Genomic DNA, 20,259 nt, shown 5'->3' on the forward strand with positions numbered 1-20,259 from the left:
GTTGCGGCGAAATTCAATTGCGGCGGAGCCGGCGCCACTTGCCTGGGCCGTAGGTCTCGTGGCGCGTGAAAACCCGCGTGAGGTGGCTTTGGTCCGAAAAGCCGCACGCGACGGCGATTTGCGCCAATCCGAGATCGCCGTCGAGCAGCAATTCCTTTGCGCGCTCGACGCGCCTTCTCATCAGCCATCGATGCGGCGGCACGCCCGTCGCCTGTCGAAAGGCGCGGGCAAAGTGGCTCGGTGACAGGCGGCACTCCCGCGCGAGGTCGGCAAGGGAGGGATCGCCGTCGAGGTGAGCGTCGAAAAAGGCTTGGGCCCGGCGAAGCTGCCAGGGCATGAGCCCGGCGCGGACGGCGGCGTCTCCTTCGCGTGCGTCGCCATAGGCCCGCATGACATGTGCGTGGAACGCGAGCGCGACCGAATCGAGGAAAAGCGTCGCTCCTGCGCTCGGATTCTCGAACAGGGGCAAAAGCGACAGCGCCAGGCCGCGCATCGTGGGATCCGGATTGCCGACGGAATTGGTGCGCACGCCGCCGATCCGACGCAGACCGCGATCGTAAGCGAGCTGGTCCAGCGTGGTCACGGGAAGATAGAACCGCAAAAAGTCGTAAGGCGGCACCAAATTCGCGACCGGATTCGCGGTCAGGCTGAAGACGAAGGTGTCGCCGGGGGATGCCTGGAGCTTGCCGTACTTCCCCTCGATCCAGATTTCGCCCCTCGACATGGGCGCAAGTGCGATCTGGAAGGCGAAGGCGTCGTCGGGCGATGCCGCGATCGTGCGCCCGGTATGGCCGCCCTCGACGCGCAGTCTGCTGAAAGCGATCGGCGACGCCATCTGCAGCTGGGCAAGACGTGTCGGCGCCTGTTGCAGCCTGAACTTCCTGGCGACTTCGTCCTCGAATTTGGTCGTCTGCATGCGCATCCCCGGCTGTCGGTTCGGGACATCTCGGCGGCGTCCTGCCGTTCCCAAGTCCCGATCCTGAGCCAAGCGGCGTCGGGGCGTTAATAAATTGGTGAAAATTCTCGTTGCGCCGCAACACCAAGGCGCAAATACTGATCGCTTCGTTTTGCTCATTATTTCAACCGATTAGCTTGTCGGGATTTCACGCGCGTCACGCGAAGCGGCAAAGCGGCGTAAAGGAGTGTCGGGTGCCACGACGGCCGAGCGCGACAAGCACGCAGGTATTGACGTTCGGCACCTTCCGGCTTTTTCCGGCTCGGAATTGGCTGCTGGACCGCGACACGCCGGTCCGGGTCGGCAGTCGCGCGCTCGACATCCTCACGATCCTGGCGGAGCACGCCGGCGAAATCGTGAGCAAAGAAGAGCTGATGGAATATGCGTGGCCGAACACGACCGTGGTCGAGGCCAATCTTCGCGTTCATGTCGCCGGGCTTCGCAAACTGCTCGGCGACGGCCAGACGGGCACCCGTTACATCGTGAGCGTGATCGGACGCGGCTATCGCTTCGTGGCGCCGGTCAGCCTTTCGCAAGCGCCGAATGTCGTTTCGCTGCCGCCGGCTTCCGGGCACGACGCCGGCCTGCCGGCTCAGCTCACGCGCATGATCGGCCGCGCCGATCTCGTGGCCGCTCTTTCCGCAAAATTGCCGCGGCGGCATTTCGTGACGCTTGTCGGACCGGGTGGAATCGGCAAGACGACGGTCGCCGTCGCGGTGGCGGACGGGCTGGCGCCGTCCTACCGCGATGGAGTCCGGTTCGTGGATCTGGCACCGGTCGCAAATCCCCTTCTGGTGCCGAGCACGCTCGCATCCGCGCTCGGCCTCGCCATCCGGTCGGACGATCCCGGCCCCGGCCTGATCGCCTTTCTGCGCGACAAGCACATGCTGATCGTGCTGGACAATTGCGAGCACGTCATCGCGGCGACGGCCGCCCTGGCGGAGGGGATCCTCAAGGCTGCGCCGCGCGTGAACATCTTGGCCACCAGTCGCGAGCCGGTGGGCGCCGAAGGCGAGGTGGTGCAGCGTCTGGCGCCGCTCGCATTTCCGCCCCGGGAAAGCAGGCCGACCGCCGCCGATGCGCTGACGTTTCCCTCGATTCAGCTTTTCGTCGACCGCGCCGCGGCGAATCTGAACGGATTCGAGATGAGCGACGAGGAGGCGCTGTTCGTCTCCGACATATGCTGCAGGCTGGACGGGTTGCCGCTTGCCATCGAACTTGCGGCAAGTCGCGTCGACGCCTTCGGGATCGGCGGGCTGGCGGCCCTGCTGAACGATCGGTTCAGCCTGCTCATACGAGGCCGCCGCACGGCGCTGCCGCGACACCAGACGCTCGGCGCGACACTCGACTGGAGCTACGACACGCTGACGGAACCGGAGAGGGTGGTGCTGCGCCGGTTGGCGGTCTTCGCCGCCAGCTTCACATTTGAATCGGCAAGCGCCGTTACCTCGGGTTCCGGCGTCGTCGCGGCCGAGGTTATCGACCAGCTTGCGAATCTGGTCGCGAAGTCGCTCGTCGTGGCGGATATCGGCGGCGCCAACGCCCGGTACCGGCTGCTCACGACGACACGCGTTTATGCGTCTCAGAAGCTTGCGGAGAGCGGCGAATTGGGGCGGCTTTCCCGCCGGCATGCCGAGCATTGCCGCGAACTGGTCGAGCGTGCCGGGGCGGGACGCGAGCAGCAGTCCACCGGAGCGTGGCTGATCGTCAACGCAGAACAGATCGACGACGTACGCGCCGCCCTGACCTGGGCGTTCTCGCCGGGCGGCGACCTGGCGCTCGGCGTGGCCCTCACGGTCGGCTCGGTCCCCTTATGGACGCATATGTCGCTGAACGAGGAATGCCGCGCATGGGTCGAGACGGCATTGGCGAGTCTCGACGCGGTCAAAGGCCAACAGACATACGACCGGCTGAGGCTCTTCGCGGCTTTGGGCGGTGCGATAAAATACACGCGGAGCTCGGCGTCGGAGAAGGCCGCGCCGTGGGAGCGTGCGTTGGCGATCGCGGAAGATACCGGGAACACCGATTATCAGCTGCGGTCGCTGTGGGGGCTGTGGGCCGACAACATGGAATGGGGCGAAAACCGGAAGGCATTGGTGCTCGCCGAGAAATTCGCCCGCGTCGCGACGGCGTCGGCCGACCCCACGGACACCATCGTTGCCGACCGGATGATCGGCTACACGTATTATATCCTGGGCGATCTGGTTCCGGCCCGAATCCATATCGAGCGCATGCTGCGGCGCTATGCAGCCCCGGCCAACCGGCTGGATATCGTCCGGTATCAGTTCGACCAACGCGTGATGGCGCGCATCCCGCTGGCGGGCATTCTTTGGCTCCAGGGTTTCCCCGATCAGGCCATGCGTGCCGCGACGGAAAATATCGACGAGGCGAGAGAAATCGATCACGAGATTTCGCTGACCTATGCGCTGGCGCAATCGGCGTGCCCCATTGCTCTTTATGTGGGCGATCTGGACGCGGCCGGACGATTCCTGACAATGCTTCTCGACCGCCCGTCGCGACATGCGATGGAGCCGTGGGAGCGGTGGGGCCGGTGTTTCAAAGCCGTCCTGCTGTTGAGACAGGGGGACCTCGCGAACGGACTGCGGATGCTGAGCGCAACGCTCTCCGAATTTCCCGCGAACGCGGTCCACATGCGTCACGTCGCGTTTCTCGGTGAGCTGGCCGCCGGCCTCGGTCGCGCCGGCGAGGTCGCCGCCGGTCTGACCACGATAGAGCGCGCGCTCGATGCATGCCGACGCTACGAGGAAAACTGGTGCATCGCGGAGCTGCTGCGTATCCAGGGCGAACTTCTTTTGCAGCAAGGCGCGGCAGACGCCGTCGCCTCCGGCGAAGCGTGTTTCCGCGACGCGCTAGACCGGGCACGCGGCCAGGGCGCGTTGTCCTGGGAATTGCGGGTGGCGACGAGCCATGCCCGATTGTGGCGCGACCTCGGGCGGCGCGGCGACGCCCGGGACTTGTTGGGCTCGACGTATAACCGGTTCACGGAAGGCTTCGCGACGAGCGATCTGACGGCGGCGAAAACGCTTCTCGACGAATTGTCGTGAATCGCCGTTCTTCTTGAACGCATCTCGGCGAGCCTGAATACGCTGCGTCGCCATCCGGACGACGCCATACCGCGAGCCGCCTTCCCGACCGGTGGTCGAAAAGTCCAATTCGCGCCTGTCCGATTCAATTCGCCGGCATCGCGGCGGACAAATATCCGGCCGAACGACGCGCTGGCGCCAGGAGAGAAAGATGTCGAAACCGCTCGAAGGCAAATTGGCGCTCGTCACGGGCGGCTCGCGCGGCATCGGCGCCGCGATCGCCAAACGTCTTGCCGCGGACGGGGCGAGCGTGGCCATCACCTACGCGAAAGGCGCCGACGCGGCGGCTTCGGTCGTCGAGAGCATCGAACGCGCCGGCGGACGGGCGATCGCGATCCAGGCGGACGCCGTCGACGCCAGGGCCGTCGGAGCCGCGATGGAGAAAGCCGTCGCGACCTTCGGCGGGCTCGACGTGCTGGTGAACAACGCGGGCACCGCCATTCCCAAGCGATTCGAGGAGGCGACGCTGGAGGAACTGGACCGCGTCATCGACATCAATCTCCGCGGCACCTTCATCGCGACCCAGCAGGCGCTGAAACGTATGAACGACGGCGGACGCATCGTCATGATCGGCTCCTGCGTCGGCGAACGCATGATGACCCCCGGCCTTGCGGCCTACGCCGCGACGAAGGGCGCGATCAAGATGTTCGCGCAGGGCCTGTCCCGGGAGGTCGCCGATCGCGGCATCACCGTCAACAATATCCAGCCCGGCCCGATCGATACGGAGCTGAATCCGGCCGCGGGCGAATGGGCGATCCCCCAGACGGCCAACACGGCGCTCAAGCGCTACGGCACCGTCGACGACATCGCCGCGATCGTGTCGTTCGTCGACGGTCCCGAAGCGTCCTATGTCACCGGCGCGAGCCTGACCGTCGACGGCGGCACGAACGCCTGATGGACGCGAACAAAAACAGCCGACCCCCTCGCTGCACAAGGACCCCTGCCATGACCAAGACGCTCTCGGGCAAAATCGCTCTCGTTACCGGCGCCTCTCGCGGGATCGGCCGCGCCACCGCGCTGACGCTTGCCGAGGCCGGAGCGAATGTGCTCGTCCACTATGGAAAGAGCGCCGCCGAAGCGAACGCCGTCGTCAAGGACATTCGCGACGGCGGCGGCCAGGCCCAGGCCCTTGGGGCCGACTTGGTCGCGCCGGACGGGCCGCACAAGCTGGCCGCCGAGGTGCGCCGGATCGTCGGCGAGCGTCTCGACATCCTGGTCGCCAATGCCGGCGTCGCCAAATCCGTTCCGATCGATGGCTACACGGTCGAGGACTTCGACACCCTGTTCGCCGTCAACGTCCGCGCGCCCTTCTTCCTGGTCCAGCAATTGATGCCGGTCCTGGGCAACGGCTCCAGCGTGATCCTGCTGTCTTCGCTGGCGGCCCACGCCAATGTGGGAACGCTCTCCGCCTACGCGGCGACCAAGGGCGCCATCGACACGCTGGTGAAGCACTTCGCTGCCGCCCTGGGCGAGCGCGGCGTGCGCGTCAACGCCGTTGCGCCCGGCGTGGTCGAAACCGACATGTCGAGCTTCGCCGGCACGGAGGCCGGGCGGGAGATCGTCTTCGCGATCCAGGCCCTGAAGCGGATCGCCCAGCCGGACGACATCGCCGCCGCCATCGCCTTCCTCGCCTCCGACGCCGCCCGCTGGATCACCGGCGACACGCTCCGCGTCGACGGCGGCTCGAAGATTTGATCGCCGGCGCGTTGCGACCCTTTCGAGGAGCTGAGAGATGACCACGTACACGCACCAGACCGCACCGACGCAATTCGTCGAGGCCAAGGGAATCCGCTTCGCCTATCGCCGGTTCGGCGAGACGGGCGGCATTCCGATCGTCTTGAACGTCCATTTCCGCGGCACCATGGACCATTGGGATCCGGCCGTGACCGATGGCTTGGCGCAGCATCGCGAAGTGATCTTGTTCGACAATGCGGGTATCGGCGCCAGCTCGGGCCGGACGCCGGCGAGCGTGCCCGGCATGGCGACGGACGCCATCTCCTTCATCGAGGCGCTCGGGATCGGCAAGGCCAATATCCTGGGCTATTCGATCGGCGGCAAGGTCGCTCAGGAGATCGCCGTGCAGGCACCCGATCTGGTTCGCAAGCTGATCCTGGTGGGCACCGGGCCGCGCGGCGCCGACACCGCCGCCAGCAAATCCGCGGAGATCTTCTCGGCCACCTACGATCCGCCCGAACATCTCTGGATCGCCGCGCATTTCCTGCCCAATGCGGCCGGCCGCGCGGCTGGACTGAAGTACCTCGAACGCAAGCACCGCCGTCAGGATCGCAGCCCGGAAGTCAGCGAGGTATCCGCCGCTGCTCAGTTGCAAGCGATCGTCAGCTCGAATGAGAAGACCGAGGGCGTGCTGAACTACCTGGCGGATATCCACCAACCGGCGCTGGTGGTCGATGGCAGCAACGATCTGATCATCCCCACAATCAACGGATTCACGCTGCAACAGCACCTGCCGAACGCGCAGCTCATCATCTATCCGGATTCTAGTCACGGGCCTTTGAACCAGTATCCCGAATTGTTCGTGAAGCACGTCACGCTGTTCCTGGACGCGTGACGCTTGAATGGCGATGAAACCGGAGTGACCCATGCCGCGCGGCGTGCGTATCCATGCTTTCGGCGGACCGGAGGTCCTGACGATCGAGGAGGTCGCGGTGCCCGTTCCCGGCCCCGGCGAGGTGCGCCTGCGGGTCAGGGCCATCGGCCTCAATCGCACCGAAGTGACGTTTCGTACCGGCAGGTCGGCCGTCCGACCGCGGCTGCCGAGCCAGATCGGCTTCGAAGCGGCGGGTACGATCGAAGCGCTGGGGCCCGGCGTCGAAGGTTTTGCGATCGACGACCGCGTTGCCGTCATTCCCGCCTATGGCGCCGGCGAATATGGCTTCTACGGTGAAGTGTCCCTGGCGCCGGCCCGTTCGCTCGTCGCCGTGCCGCCTGCCACCACATGGGAGGAGGCGGCCGCAACCTGGACCGCCTTCGCCACCGCCTGGGCGGGGCTGGCGGACATCGCGCGGCTTTCGGCCGGCCAATTCGTCTTGATCTCCGCGGCGTCGAGCGGCGTCGGGCTCGCGGCGATTCAGGTGGCGCGTGCGCTGGGCGCGGTGCCGATTGCGCTCACCCGCAGCTCGTCCAAAGCAAAAGAATTGTACGCGCGGGGCGCGGCGCATGTCGTTGCCGCCGGCGAACAGGATTTGGTAGCCGAGGTCAAGCGCATCACCGACGGCAAGGGCGCGGACGTCGTGTTCGATTCCGTGGCCGGGCCGGACTTCGCGCAGCGGATCGAGGCGACGGCCCCTGGCGGTCTGGTGATCGTCTATGGCGCGCTGGGCGGCGCCGAGGCGCGGTTGCCGGTCATGCCGCTGCTCGGCCGCAATCTCACCATACGCGGCTTCGGGCTGCCGGCGATCACCAGAGACGACGCCAAGCTCGCGGCGCTCAAGGCCGTCGTCATGAGCGGCCTCGTATCGGGTGCCTTCAAGCCCGCGATAGCCAAAGTTTTCCGCTTCGACGACATCGTGGCGGCGCATCGCTATCTGGAGTCCGGCGAAAAGATCGGAAAGGTCGTCGTGACCGTGTGAGCATTTCAATCCCCTCGTACCGGAGCGAGCCGTGACCAAATCCACCGCAGAAGCGAACAAGACTCTGGTGATCGAAGCGTTCGACGCGCTGTTCAACAGGCGGGACTATGCGGCGGCCGAAAAATTCTGGTCGCCGGACTACGTCCAGCACAGCGCCCACATCAAACCCGGCCGCAAGGGTCTGTTCGACCTGGTCAAGAGTCTGCCGGAAAGCCTGCGCTACGAGCATGGGCTGATCCTCGCCGGCGACGACCATGTGATGGTGCATGGCCGCTTCTCCGGCCATGGCCGGCCGCGCAGCTGGATCGGCGTCGATATTCTGCGCATCGCCGACGGCGTGCTGGCCGAGCACTGGGACGTTCTGCAGGACGAAGCGACGCGCGCGGAATCGCAGAGCGGGCTGCCGATGTTCGGCTCGACCTTTGCAACGTGAGGCGAACGACGATGACCGACCTTCCCGCCGACGCGCTTGCAGCCCATCGCGGCTCGGATCGCCGGAGGATCGGGCGTTCGGCGGATATGACGGTCGATTTGTCCGGAACGCTCTTCGACGATCGACACAGGTGCTTCGCCTCCGATGTCGTCGCCGGTCTGTCGGAGAAAGAAAAGAAACTGCCGCCGAAATATTTTTACGACGCAGCAGGCTCTCGTCTGTTCCAGGAAATCTGCAGGACGTCGGAATATTATGTGACGCGCTCGGAAACCGCGCTGCTCCGGCAGATCTCGGCGGAGCTCGCCGCGGGGATCCCCGATGGTGCCGCGCTGATAGAGTTCGGAAGCGGCGACAGCGTCAAGACGCGTTTGCTGCTGGACGCCGCGCCGCAACTCTCGGCCTATGTGCCGATCGATATCAGCAAGGACGCGCTGGCCGGCGCCGCGGCGGACCTGGCACGAGACTATCCGTGGATGACGATCGCGCCGGTGGTCGAAGACTTCACCGGACGGTTCGATCTGCCGGCTTCCGTGGAGGGCTGTCCCAAGGTCGGCTTCTTTCCGGGCTCGACGCTCGGCAATTTCGATCCGGACGACGCGGTGGAATTCCTGTCTTCGGCGCGGCGGATACTGGGGCGGCACGCCACCATTTTCGTCGGCGTGGACCTGGTCAAGGACGCGGAGACGCTCGCCGCCGCCTATGCCGATTCCGAAGGCGCCACCGCACAATTCAACAAGAACCTGCTGACGCGCATAAATCGCGAGCTGTCCGGAGACTTCGACGCGGACGCTTTCGATCACCTGGCGCTGTGGAACCGCGAAAGCGGCCGCGTCGAGATGCATCTGGTGAGCCGCAGGGACCAGGTCGTCAAAGCGGCCGGCCATAGCTTCGCCTTCAAGAAGGGCGAGCGGCTTCACACCGAAAATTCCTACAAATTCACCGCCGACTCGTTCGCGCTTCTGGCCGCGCGATCCCATTGGTCCGTGGCCGGCGCCTGGGTCAGCGCCAAGCCGGAGGTTGCCCTGTTCCGTCTCGTATCGGCGCCCGGCGATCGCGCCGAAGACATGCGTGCAAGGCCGTGACGCGTTTCCTTCGGTGGGCCGGCGGTCTGGTCGTTTTGCTGGGTATAGGGATATTTCTCGTTTTCTGGCTCAGCCCCTGGCCGGCGGCCTATCTCATCTCGCTGGCGTTCGCGCGCGGCGATGCTGCGTCCGAAGCGGCGCTGGCGAAGCATGTTCCCGCCGGTATCGCCGAACGGCGCGACCTTGCTTATGGCCCCGCCACGGCCGAGCGGTTCGATATCTTCTACCCCGCGGGCACGAAGACGCAGCGGCCGGCGATCGTGTGGGTGCATGGCGGCGGATGGATCGCCGGCAGCAAGGAAGGCGTCTCGAACTATCTGAAGGTGCTGGCCGGTCATGGCTACACCGCTGTCGCCCTCGAATATTCCATGGGCCCGGAATCGAAATACCCCGAGCCCGTCCGGGAGGTGAACGAAGCGCTCGGATACCTGGTTCACAACGCAGCCGCTCTGCACATCGACCCTGGCGCGCTTGTCCTGGCGGGTGATTCCGCGGGCGCCCAGATCGGCGCGCAAACGGCCATTCTCAACACGGACGCGGGCTATGCGCGGCGGCTCGGCATCAAGCCGGCACTGGCGCCCGACGGGATCAGAGCCGTCATGCTGCTGTCCGGCTTCTACGACGCCGGGGCGGTCGATTTCCGCGGAGACTGGGGCTGGCTCTTCAGGACCATCCTGTGGGCCTATTCAGGCGTGAAGAATCTCCCGCGGGACGAGCAGTTCAAGCTGCTATCCGTGACCGACTATGTGACGCCTGCATTCCCGCGAACGTTCATCTCGAGCGGCAATGGCGATCCGCTGGCGCCGCAGGCGGTTGCGCTGACGCGGAAGCTCGAAGGTCTGGGCGTCGGCGTCGACAGTCTGTTTTTCCCGGCCGCCTACGCGCCCGCGCTCCGGCACGAATATCAGTTCAACCTCGACACGGCCGGCGGACGATTGGTTCTGACGCGGATGCTGGCGTTCCTCGCCGCAACGCTGAAAACCAGGCGATCTCCGCCGGCTGCAGCCATGCGTCATGCGAAATTTCTGGGTCCCAGCGGCGCCTTGCGGACCGCGACATGAGAAGCGAAGCGCGTCATGCCCGCGCGCGGAGCGGAACGACGATCGGCTCCTTGCGGGCCGACCAACGCGTCCGCATCAGTTCGGCGACGGCCTCGGTCTGTTGCGAGAGGAACCGCTCCGAGGTGGGATCCGCCGACCAGACGCGCTGCGCCTCGCGCGGCGACAGGAAGAAGAACGAACAGGCGCCCATCAATATGTAATAGTCATGCACCGAAACCGCATGGCCGAGCGCCCCCTCGAGCGCGGCGACGAACCGGCGGATGTGATGCTCGATCGCGTAATCCGCCAGCGCGCTGCCGCGGCGGCTCTCGATCACCATGATGCGCATGAATTCCGGGGTCTCCGCGTTGGCGACGACGAGGGCCCGCACGACCGCGTTAACCGTGTCGTCCTTGCGACCGGCCGCCGAAAAAATCCGCTGCATGGATTGCCCGACGCGATCGGCCAGGCGGTCGATCACTGCGCGCCAAAGTCCCTTGCGCGAGCGGAAATGGTAAACGAGCAGCCCGCGCTCGACCTTCGCCGCCCTTTCGAGCGCGAGCGTCGAGGCGCCCTCGAACCCCGACCTGGCAAAAGCCTTGGTCGCGGCGTCGAGCAGCCTGGTCTTTGTCGCTTCTGCTCGCCTTTGAGGCGCGCGCCGGCGACGACGGGGGGAAACCGTTGGCATGGCAACATCGCGTATAACCACCCGTCACATTACGTTCAATAAATTTGCTGTTGAACAAATTTAATTTTCGGGATGAAATAAGTTGCGCTCAACTCGGGTCGGCGTCGAATTCCAGAGCCCGGCGGCGCAAGATGTCATGTGCGTGCGGATATCGTGCCGCACGGGGTGGGGTGATTTTGGCTGGCGGCTTTAGGCTTCGCGCGCGCGCGGGCATTGTCATGGCATTCGCGGCGTCGACCTTGGCGCTGACCCTCGCGCCGGCGTCGGCCGACAACACGATCTGTACCGATCACGGCACCGGCACGGGCAATGGCGCCCAAGCCTCGACGAACCATTCCACCGCCTGCGGCGCAAGCTCCTTTGCAAACGGCGCCTTTTCCTCGGCTTATGGCGACAGCAGCTCGGCATCGGGCACCCAGAGTGCGGCCTTCGGCAACGGAGCCTCCGCGTCCGGCATCAGTTCCGCCGCCTTCGGCGACGACACGGTGGCGTCGGGCGACTACACGATTGCGGCGGGCGCGAACGCGGCCTCGACCGCGCCGTCCGCTGTCGCCTTGGGCGGCGGCGACGGCCTGTCGACGATGGGCGCGCAGGCGAGCGGCACCGGTGCGATCGCGGTCGGCACCAACAGCATCGCGCTGAACAATGGCGACACCGTCATCGGTTATGCGGCCCAGGCCGCCGGCGGCAACAGCTTCGCCGGCGGCATCAATTCCACCGCGACCGGCGCCAGCGCCGTCGCCCTCGGCGACAGCGCTTCGGCGGCCGGCGACTACGCCTTCGCCGGCGGCGTGGGCACCATCGCCAACAGCAACGAATCCGTCGCGATCGGCGGCGGCGGCGGCAGCGACGCGGGCGCCGATGCCGAAGGCATCGGCTCGCTCGCCTTTGGCGCCAACAGCGTCGCCGGCGGCACGGGAAACCACAACATCGCGCTAGGCTTCGGCTCCAGCGCCGATGGCGGCGACAGCATTGCGGCGGGGTCCGGCGCGATCGCCACCGGCACGCGCGGCGCCGCGTTCGGCTACAATGCGCAGGCGCTCGGCACCGCCTCCTTCGCGGGCGGCACGGGCGCGACGGCCCATTCCGACTACGCCATCGCCATCGGCGGCGGTGACGGCGGCGGCAATGCGTCGGCTGCCTCCTATGGCGACGACGCCGTCGCCATCGGCGCCAGGAGCGTCGCTGGCGTGGCGACGACCGATCCCGCCTACAATTTCCAGAACCACGACACGGCGGTCGGCTTTGCGGCCGAGGCCACCGGCGGCGACAGCCTTGCGCTGGGCTACGGCGCGATCTCCTCCGGCGGTACCAGTACCGCGCTCGGCCACAATGCGAGCGCCGCCGGCAATGACAGCTTCGCGGGCGGCTACAGCGCATCCGCAAGCGCCTTCGATGCGATCGCCATCGGCGATACGGCGAATGCCGGCAGCAGCAGCGCCATTGCCCTGGGCAGCCATTCGGCGGCGGTGGGGGCCGGCGGCATCGCCATCGGCGGCGGCGACGGCACGCCGGGCAACATGGCGGCGCAAGCCTTCAACGACGATTCCATCGCCTTGGGCGCGAAGAGCGTAGCCGGTGTGAACTCCTCCGACCCCGCCTACAACTTTCAGAGCCGCGACACGTCGATCGGCTTTGCGGCGCAGGCCACCGGCGGCAACAGTGCGGCCTTCGGTGCCTCGAGCGCGGCGAGCGGAGCCTACAGCCTGGCCGGCGGCTCCTTTGCGAATGCTGGGGGCGCCAATTCCGTCGCCATCGGGGGCGGAGACAATGGCGGCAACGGCCATGGCGCGGTCACCTACAACACCGGCGACATCGCCATCGGCACCGACAGCGTGGCCGGCGTCAGCGGCAGCGCCACGGCCACGCAGGACGTCGCCATCGGCAGGTTCGCAAGCGCCACGGGCGGCGATGGCTCGGCCTATGGCAGCGGCAGCACGGCAAGCGGTTCCGCGGCCTCGGCCATCGGGGTGGACAGCACGGCGAGCGGCGATCTGAGCTCCGCTTTCGGCGTGTTCAGCACGGCGAGCGGCAATTCCAGCGTGGCCCTCGGCGCCGGCGGCACCGCGAGCGGCGATCTGAGCACGGCCTTGGGCGCGTCAAGCTCGGCGGGCGGCGTTTTCAGCCTGGCCGGCGGTTCCTTTGCGCATGCGGTGGGTGCCAATTCCGTCGCCATCGGCGGCGGGGACAACGCCGTCAACGGCAACGGCGCCGTCACCTACAATGCCGGCGACATCGCCCTCGGCACCAACAGCGTGGCGGGCTTCGACGGGACGTCGAGCTCCTATGCCGGCCAGACCTACGACACCGCGGTCGGTTTCGCCGCTCAGGCGACGGGCGGCTCCGCGCTGTCGCTGGGCTATGGCGCGAGCGCCACGGCGAGCAATGCGGTCGCGCTCGGCGCGGGCTCGGTCGCGAACGTCGCGAACAGCGTCTCGGTCGGAACGCCGTCCGGCCTGCGCACCATAGAGAATGTCGCCGACGGCACGGTCGCGTCCGGCAACCATCAGGCCGTCAGCGGCAACGAGCTCTACACCGCGCTGCAAGGCGTCTCCGGGGTCGCCGATTCGATCTCCGATACCGGCACCGGCACGGCCACGGCGAGCGGCACCGACGCGCTGGCGGTCGGCGCCGGCGCGAGCGCCACGGGCACGAACGCGATCGCCTTCGGCATCGGCGCGGTTTCGGCGGCGAACTCCGTCGTTACCGGCAACAGCGCGACCGACAATGGCGCCACCGGCGTCTCGATCTACGGCACCGGCGCCAGCACCGGCGCCACCGCCATCGATTCGACGGTGATCGGCTTCAATGCCACGGCCCAAGGCGCGAACGGCATCGCCATCGGCGGCAGCGCGACGAGCGCCGATGCCGCGGCCAGCTACAGCACCGGCGCGATCGCCGTCGGTACCGAGGCGGCCGCGGGCTCGCTCGCCAGCAGCGGCACGAAGCAGATCGCCATCGGATACGGCGCCAGCGCGCGCGACGATGCCGATATCGCGCTGGGCGCCGGCGCCGCGGCGTCCAGTTCCAGCGCCGCCGCCCTCGGCAACAATGCACGCGCCACGGGCGCCTACAGCCTCGCCGCGGCACACGGCGCCACCTCCTATGGCGCCAGCAGCGTCGCGCTGGGCGACGGCGCGACGGCCTGGGGCAACAACACCTTTGCCGGCGGTCATGGCGCCAATGCCTATAACAGCGGCAATATCGCGATCGGCAATGGCGCAGCCGCCGGCGTCTTCGGCACCTCCCTGACCGGCGATACCGCGATCGGCAACGCCGTCGCTGCCACCGGCACCTCCGCGAGCGCCTTTGGTGCTTCGGCCACGGCCAGCGGTGATTACAGCTCCGCCTTCGGCCTCGGTGCCACGGCCTCGAGCGATCGTACCGTCGCCCTCGGCAGCAGCGCGACGGCCAGCGGCAGCCACAGCTTCGCCGGCGCCTACGATTCCACCGCCTCCGGGATCAGCAGCATCGCGCTGGGCGACAATGCGGCGACGTACGGCGACTACAGCATCGCCGGCGGCTATTTCGCCGACGCCCATGGCAGCAACAGCGTGGCGTTGGGCCCGAACACGTCGGCCGCCGGCGGCAGCGCCGTGGCGCTCGGCTCGGACGCCAATGCGGCCAATCTGGATTCCGTGGCGCTCGGCGCGGAATCGCATGTCACCGCGGACAATGCCGTGGCGCTCGGCGCCGGCTCGCTGGCCGATCAGGTGAACACGGTGTCGGTCGGCACCAGCGGCAATGAGCGCAAGATCGTCAATCTGGCGGCCGGCGACGTCGCGTCGGGCAGCACCGATGCGGTGAACGGCGGTCAGCTCTACACGCTGCAGCAGGACGTCTCGTCCCTGAGCTCGAGCTCGGCGGTGACCTATTTCACCACGGCGTCCACCGGTGCGTCCCCCACCGCGACCGGCACCGACGCCATGGCGTTGGGCTCCGGCGCAAGCGCGAGCGGGACGAACGCCATCGCCATCGGCGCCAATACCGTTTCCGCCGCCGACTCCATCGTCACCGGCAACAGCGCCACCGACAACGGCGCCACCGGCGTGTCGATCTACGGCACCGGCGCGAACACCGCCAGCGGCGCCAACAACGCGACGGTGATCGGCTACAACGCCAACGCCGCCGGCCTCGGCGACATCGCCATCGGCGGCGACGCCAGCTCGGCCTTCGCCGCGTCCACCTCCGGCACCTATTCCATCGCCATCGGCAACCGCTCGGCCGCGACCGCCAGCGAAGCCACCGCGCTCGGCTACAACGCGGCGGCGTCGGGCGAGAACAGCTTCGCCGGCGGCTCCTATTCCGTTGCGGAGGGCGATTCGGCCGTCGCCATCGGCGGCAATTCGGACTTCTCCTCCGTTGCCCATGAGGACAATTCCGTCGCCATCGGCCCGGGCGCCACGGCGGGCGCGAGCGGCGGCACCGACGGCAACCAGATCGCGCTGGGCAACCAGAGCGCGGCGACCGGCGCCTCGGCCATCGCCCTCGGCGATACCGCGATCGGCGACGGGACCAACGCGATGGCGTTCGGCACGGCGGCCAGCGCCAGCGGCGACAACGCGATAGCGTTCGGCGCCAACGCGGTCTCGGCGGCCAACTCGCTCGTCTTCGGCGCCAATGCCACAGACAACAACGCGACCGGCGTTTCGCTCTTCGGCACCGGCGCGAGCGCGGATGCGACGGCGATCGACTCCGTCGTGGTCGGCCAGAACGGCTCGACCTTCGGCGCCAACGGCATCGCCATCGGCGGCGGCGACGCGGTCGGCACCGGCGCGGGCACCGATGCCGCGGTCTCCTACGGCCCCGGCGACATCGCCATCGGCACGAACAGCACCGCCGGCGTCACCGGCGAGAGCACGCTCGATCCCGACACCGCACTCGGCTATGACAGCCACGCGACCGGCGGGCGCAGCTCGGCCTTCGGCGTCGGCGCCACCGCCGACGATTTCGGCGCCACCGCCGTGGGCGTCGGAAGCTGGGCCCACAATCTCGGCGCGTCGGCCTTCGGACCGGGGGCCTTCGCGCTCGGCGAAAGCAGCGTCGCCCTCGGCGACACGGCGGCGGCCGCTGGGGCATCCAGCTTCGCTGGGGGCTTCCAATCGGTTGCCATCGGCGACAGCAGCGTGGCGATCGGCGATCATGCCGCGTCACTGGCCGACGACGCGACCTCCGTCGGCGCGCTGGCCACGGCCAGCGGCACCGGCAGCACCGCGCTCGGCTCGACCGATGACAGCTTTACGACCGCCGCCGGTCTCGACAGCCTCGCGATCCAGGGCGGCGACGCCGAAGGCGATTACAGCATTGCCACCGGCGACGCCTCGCGCGCAAACGGCACGGGATCGGTGGCGATCGGCGGCGGCGACGTGAACAATGGCGGATCGACCGCCGGCGCCACGACCTATAATGACGGCGACGTCGCGCTGGGTGCCGGCAGCGTCGCGGGCGTCAGCGCCGGCAGCGGCGCCTTCGATACCGCGCTCGGCTATGGCAGCTCCGCCTTGGGCGGGCAGAGCTTCGCCGGCGGCTATCAATCGGCTGCCAACGGCGTCGGCGATGTGGCTATCGGAACGCAGAGCATTGCCGGCAGCGGCGCCGCCGGCGACGACGGCAATGTCGCGCTGGGCCCGAACGCCTCCGCCCAGGGCGGCGGCGCCTTCGCCGCCGGGACGGACGCCAGCGCCAGCGGCAGCGGGGCCATCGCCCTCGGTGCCCATACGATCTCGGCGGCGAACTCGACCGTGATCGGCAGCGGCGCGACGGACAATGCATTCATCGATGCCTCCGTATTTGGCGCCAATGCCCAGGTGGGCGCGGACGGCAACACCGCGATCGGGTTCAATTCCAGCGCATCCGCCGCCAACGCGACCGCGATCGGCAATGGCGCGAGCGCCACCGGCGCGAACGCCGTCGCCGTCGGCCATGGCTCGACGGCGACCGCCGCGAACACCTTCTCGGTCGGCGCGCCGGGCGCCGAACGCACCGTCGTCAATGTCGCCCCGGGGCTTCTGTCCGCGACCAGCACCGAGGCGGTGAACGGCAGCCAGCTCTACGCGACCAACCAGCAGGTATCGACCAACACGACCAACATCGCGACCAACACGTCGAACATCTCGACGTTGCAGACCAACGTGGCGACGAACACCTCGAACATCGCCGCGAACACGTCCAACATCACGACGCTTCAGACCAGCGTCGCGACGAATACGATCGATATCGCCACCAACACGTCGAACATCTCGACGCTGCAGACCAACGTGGCGACGAACACCTCGAACATCGCCGCGAACACGTCCAACATCACGACGCTTCAGACCAGCGTCGCGACGAATACGATCGATATCGCCGCCAACACGTCGAACATCTCGACGCTGCACACCAACGTGGCGACGAACACGACGGATATCGGCAACCTTCAGACATCGCTCACCGACATCGACAACACCGGCACCAAATACTTCAAGGCCAACTCCGCCGGTCCCGCCGCGTCCGCGGCTGGAACGGACAGCCTCGCCGTCGGTCCGGCTTCGCAGGCCTTGGGAAGCGACTCGATGGCGTTCGGAACGTCGAGCTCCGCCAGCGGCAGCGGCGCCATCGCCATCGGTTGGAACGCCGTATCGGCGGCCGATTCCGCGGTGGTCGGCACGAATGCGACCGACAACGGGTTCGTCGACGCTTCGGTCTTCGGTGCGAACGCCCAGGTGGGCGCCGACGGCAACACCGCGATCGGCTATGGGGCCGTCGCAAACGGTGCGAACGCGACGGCGCTGGGCAACGGCGCGACGGCTTCGGCCGGCAATTCGGTGGCGGTCGGCTACGGCTCGATTGCGGCGACCGCGAATACGTTCTCGGTCGGCGCGCCCGGCCTCGAACGCACCGTCGTCAATGTCGCGCCGGGCCTGCTCTCCGCCACCAGCACGGACGCCGTCAACGGCAGCCAGCTCTACGCCACCAATCAGCAGGTCGCGACGAACACGACCGACATCGCCGATTTGCAGACCAATTATTCGAGCGTGGCCGGCAATTCGAAATACTTCAGGGCGAATTCGACCGGACCGGCGGCATCCGCGGGAGGCACGGACGCCATCGCCATCGGCTCGAGCGCCTCGGCCGCCGGCACCGACTCGGTGGCGATGGGCCTTGCCAGCGTCGCCGGCGGCACCGGCTCCATCGCGATCGGCGAGAACGCGCTGGCGGGCGCCGACGGCGACATCGCGATCGGCCATGGCGCCAATGCGAGCGGCTCGAACGCGACCGTACTCGGCAACGGCGCCTCCGCCTCCGGCGCCAATTCGGTCGCCGTCGGCTACGGCTCGGTCGCCGCGACCGCGAACACCTTCTCGGTCGGCGCGCCGGGCCTCGAGCGCACCGTCGTCAACGTCGCGCCGGCTCTCCTGTCCGCCGCCAGCACCGAGGCGGTGAACGGCAGCCAGCTCTACGCCACGAACCAGCAGGTTGCGACGAACACCGCCAGCATCGCGAGCAACACATCGAACATCGCGACGCTCCAGACCGACGTCGCCACCAGCACGACCGACATTGCGACGAATACGTCGAACATCGCGACGAATACCTCCAATATCACGACGCTGCAGACTGACGTGGCGACGAATACGACCGACATTGCGACCAACACCACGAACATCGCCACCAACACGAGCAACATCGCCACGCTCGCCTCGAACGTGAATACGATCGACACCGTCGGGACGAAGTATTTCCGCGCCAATTCGACCGGAGCGGACGCCGACGCCTCCGGCGCCGACGCCATTTCGGCCGGCGTCTCGAGCACATCCGCCGGAACGGACGGCGTGGCGATGGGCGCCTTCGCGTCGGCCCTGGGAGACCGGTCGATCGCCATCGGCGGCGGCGATGGTGCGGGGTTGGGCGCGCGTGCCGAGGGCCTGTACGACATCGCGATCGGGTCTTCGAGCCTGGTGATGGCCGATTCCAGCGTCGCGCTCGGCGCCAACGCCACGGTGCTTTCGGGGGCGGCGAACAGCGTCGCGCTTGGCGCCAATTCCATCGCCGGCGTTTCGAACACGGTGTCGGTCGGTTCCGTGGGCAATGAGCGCCGCATCGTCAACGTCGCCCCCGGCCTCGTCAGCGCCACCAGCACCGATGCGGTGAACGGCAGCCAGCTCTCGGCGGTGAGCGATCAGGTCAACGTCAATACCGTCAATATCGCGCTCAACAGCGCACGGATCGACGATATCCAGCTCGACGTCAACACCATCAAAACCAAGGTCAACTCGACCTACGACCTGTCCAAATACTTCAGCACCAACTCGACGGAAGCGGCCTCTTCGGCCAGCGGCGCGAACGCGACGGCCGCCGGCGCGCGCAGCCAGGCGTCCGGCGACGAATCGGTCGCCATCGGCGATCGCGCCGCGGCCACGGCGAACAACAGCGCCGCCGTCGGCGCCGGCTCTGTCGCGGACCAGGCCAACACGCTTTCCGTCGGTTCGAAGGGCCATGAGCGCCGCGTGACGAATGTCGCGTCGGGCACGCAAGGCACCGACGCCGTCAATGTCGACCAGCTCAACGCCTCGGCCGCCGCGACGCTGTCGAGCGCCAACGCCTACACCGACAACCAGATCGCCGATGTACGCAAGGACCTCGGCAAGCTCAGCAGCCGCGCCGACAGCGGCGTCGCCGCGGCGCTCGCCGTCAACGGCATTCCCCAGGCGGTGACGCCGGGCAAGACGCTCGTGGGCCTCGGCGTGGGAAGCTGGAACGGCGCGTCGGGCGTTGCCTTCGGCGCGTCACGCGTCTCCGGCGACGGGACCTTCGTGTTCAAGGGCGGCGTGACCGTCAACAGCCAGGGTTCCGGCGGCTTCAACGCCGGTGTCGGCGTGCAGTTCTAGAGCCGCACCGCCGTCGTGTTGTTCACGATCCCGATGGCCGGCGCGAACGCCTGGACCTTTGGGATCTCAATCGACTGACTGCATAGCTCAGCGGCAAGAACCGCGGCTTCTCAAGCCATAAGGGGCAGGAGCGGACGCCGAGTTCGTTTCAGTTTCCTCTCCACCGCGATTTGCGATCCGATGCGATCGCGCTCCGACCGGTCTCATCGCATCGAGGATGTCGTTGTCGGTTTTTCTTTCCGACTGAGTCGTGCGAGCGCACAATTCCGGTTGCAGAGCGTGCATATATTATACAACCTTAAGTAAAAACGGGAACTTTATTGGTTGGTGGGCGACGAAAACAATAATTGATAGCGGGAACTCCGGGCAAACGGCATTTCTATATTATGATGTTAGCCGCAAATATTGTAGTTCTTCGGGTACCGTTCGAATTGTCGGAAGTTTTCTTCCACGCCATTAATGCGCCACGCCCTAACTGCGCCGGTGAACAATTCAGGAGC

General features: G+C 67.3%; 11 protein-coding genes. 9 read left to right on the forward strand and 2 right to left on the reverse strand.

Translation table 11 applies throughout. The features are described from left to right. Positions 1 to 13 precede the first annotated feature (13 nt). Complete coding sequence (locus tag WDN01_20270; protein ID MEJ0028369.1) at positions 14 to 1,075, reverse strand: AraC family transcriptional regulator; 1,062 nt, start codon at positions 1,073 to 1,075, stop codon at positions 14 to 16. Here WDN01_20270 and WDN01_20275 point away from each other — a divergent pair. The 8 genes from WDN01_20275 (at position 1,027) to WDN01_20310 (ending at position 10,225) form a co-directional block, all read left to right on the forward strand. Next, positions 1,027 to 4,020, forward strand: a complete 2,994-nt coding sequence (locus WDN01_20275) for a winged helix-turn-helix domain-containing protein (GenBank protein ID MEJ0028370.1) — start codon at positions 1,027 to 1,029, stop codon at positions 4,018 to 4,020. The genes WDN01_20270 and WDN01_20275 overlap by 49 nt on opposite strands. A gap of 190 nt (positions 4,021 to 4,210) precedes the next feature. Beyond that, positions 4,211 to 4,954, forward strand: a complete 744-nt coding sequence (locus WDN01_20280) for a 3-oxoacyl-ACP reductase family protein (GenBank protein MEJ0028371.1) — start codon at positions 4,211 to 4,213, stop codon at positions 4,952 to 4,954. A gap of 50 nt (positions 4,955 to 5,004) precedes the next feature. Beyond that, entirely contained in the window at positions 5,005 to 5,754 is a 750-nt protein-coding gene (locus WDN01_20285) for an SDR family oxidoreductase (protein MEJ0028372.1), read from the forward strand. 37 nt (positions 5,755 to 5,791) lie between these two features. Then, positions 5,792 to 6,628 (forward strand): alpha/beta hydrolase, encoded by an 837-nt coding sequence (locus WDN01_20290; protein MEJ0028373.1) that lies wholly within the window; start codon positions 5,792 to 5,794, stop codon positions 6,626 to 6,628. Positions 6,629 to 6,659: 31 nt separating this feature from the next. Beyond that, a complete protein-coding gene (locus WDN01_20295; protein ID MEJ0028374.1) occupies positions 6,660 to 7,649 on the forward strand; it encodes a zinc-dependent alcohol dehydrogenase family protein in 990 nt (329 codons plus the stop codon). A gap of 31 nt (positions 7,650 to 7,680) precedes the next feature. After that, complete coding sequence (locus WDN01_20300) at positions 7,681 to 8,082, forward strand: nuclear transport factor 2 family protein (GenBank protein ID MEJ0028375.1); 402 nt, start codon at positions 7,681 to 7,683, stop codon at positions 8,080 to 8,082. An 11-nt stretch (positions 8,083 to 8,093) separates the two neighbouring features. Beyond that, positions 8,094 to 9,164, forward strand: a complete 1,071-nt coding sequence (gene egtD, locus WDN01_20305; GenBank protein ID MEJ0028376.1) for an L-histidine N(alpha)-methyltransferase — start codon at positions 8,094 to 8,096, stop codon at positions 9,162 to 9,164. Continuing rightward, on the forward strand, positions 9,161 to 10,225 hold the full coding sequence (locus WDN01_20310; protein ID MEJ0028377.1) for an alpha/beta hydrolase: 1,065 nt from the start codon (positions 9,161 to 9,163) through the stop codon (positions 10,223 to 10,225). Before egtD ends, WDN01_20310 begins: the two co-directional genes overlap by 4 nt. Before the next feature lie 13 nt (positions 10,226 to 10,238). Here the strand turns inward: WDN01_20310 and WDN01_20315 are convergent, their stop codons facing one another. Next, positions 10,239 to 10,892 carry a TetR/AcrR family transcriptional regulator gene (locus WDN01_20315; GenBank protein MEJ0028378.1) on the reverse strand — a complete coding sequence of 218 codons (654 nt, stop codon included), beginning with the start codon at positions 10,890 to 10,892 and terminating at the stop codon, positions 10,239 to 10,241. A gap of 218 nt (positions 10,893 to 11,110) precedes the next feature. Here WDN01_20315 and WDN01_20320 point away from each other — a divergent pair, with 218 nt between their 5' ends. Next, positions 11,111 to 19,759, forward strand: coding sequence for a hypothetical protein (locus WDN01_20320; protein ID MEJ0028379.1), 8,649 nt, complete (start codon positions 11,111 to 11,113; stop codon positions 19,757 to 19,759). The last annotated feature ends 500 nt before the right edge of the window (positions 19,760 to 20,259 follow it).

The sequence above is a fragment of the Rhizomicrobium sp. genome (assembly GCA_037200985.1).
Lineage (GTDB): Bacteria > Pseudomonadota > Alphaproteobacteria > Micropepsales > Micropepsaceae > Rhizomicrobium.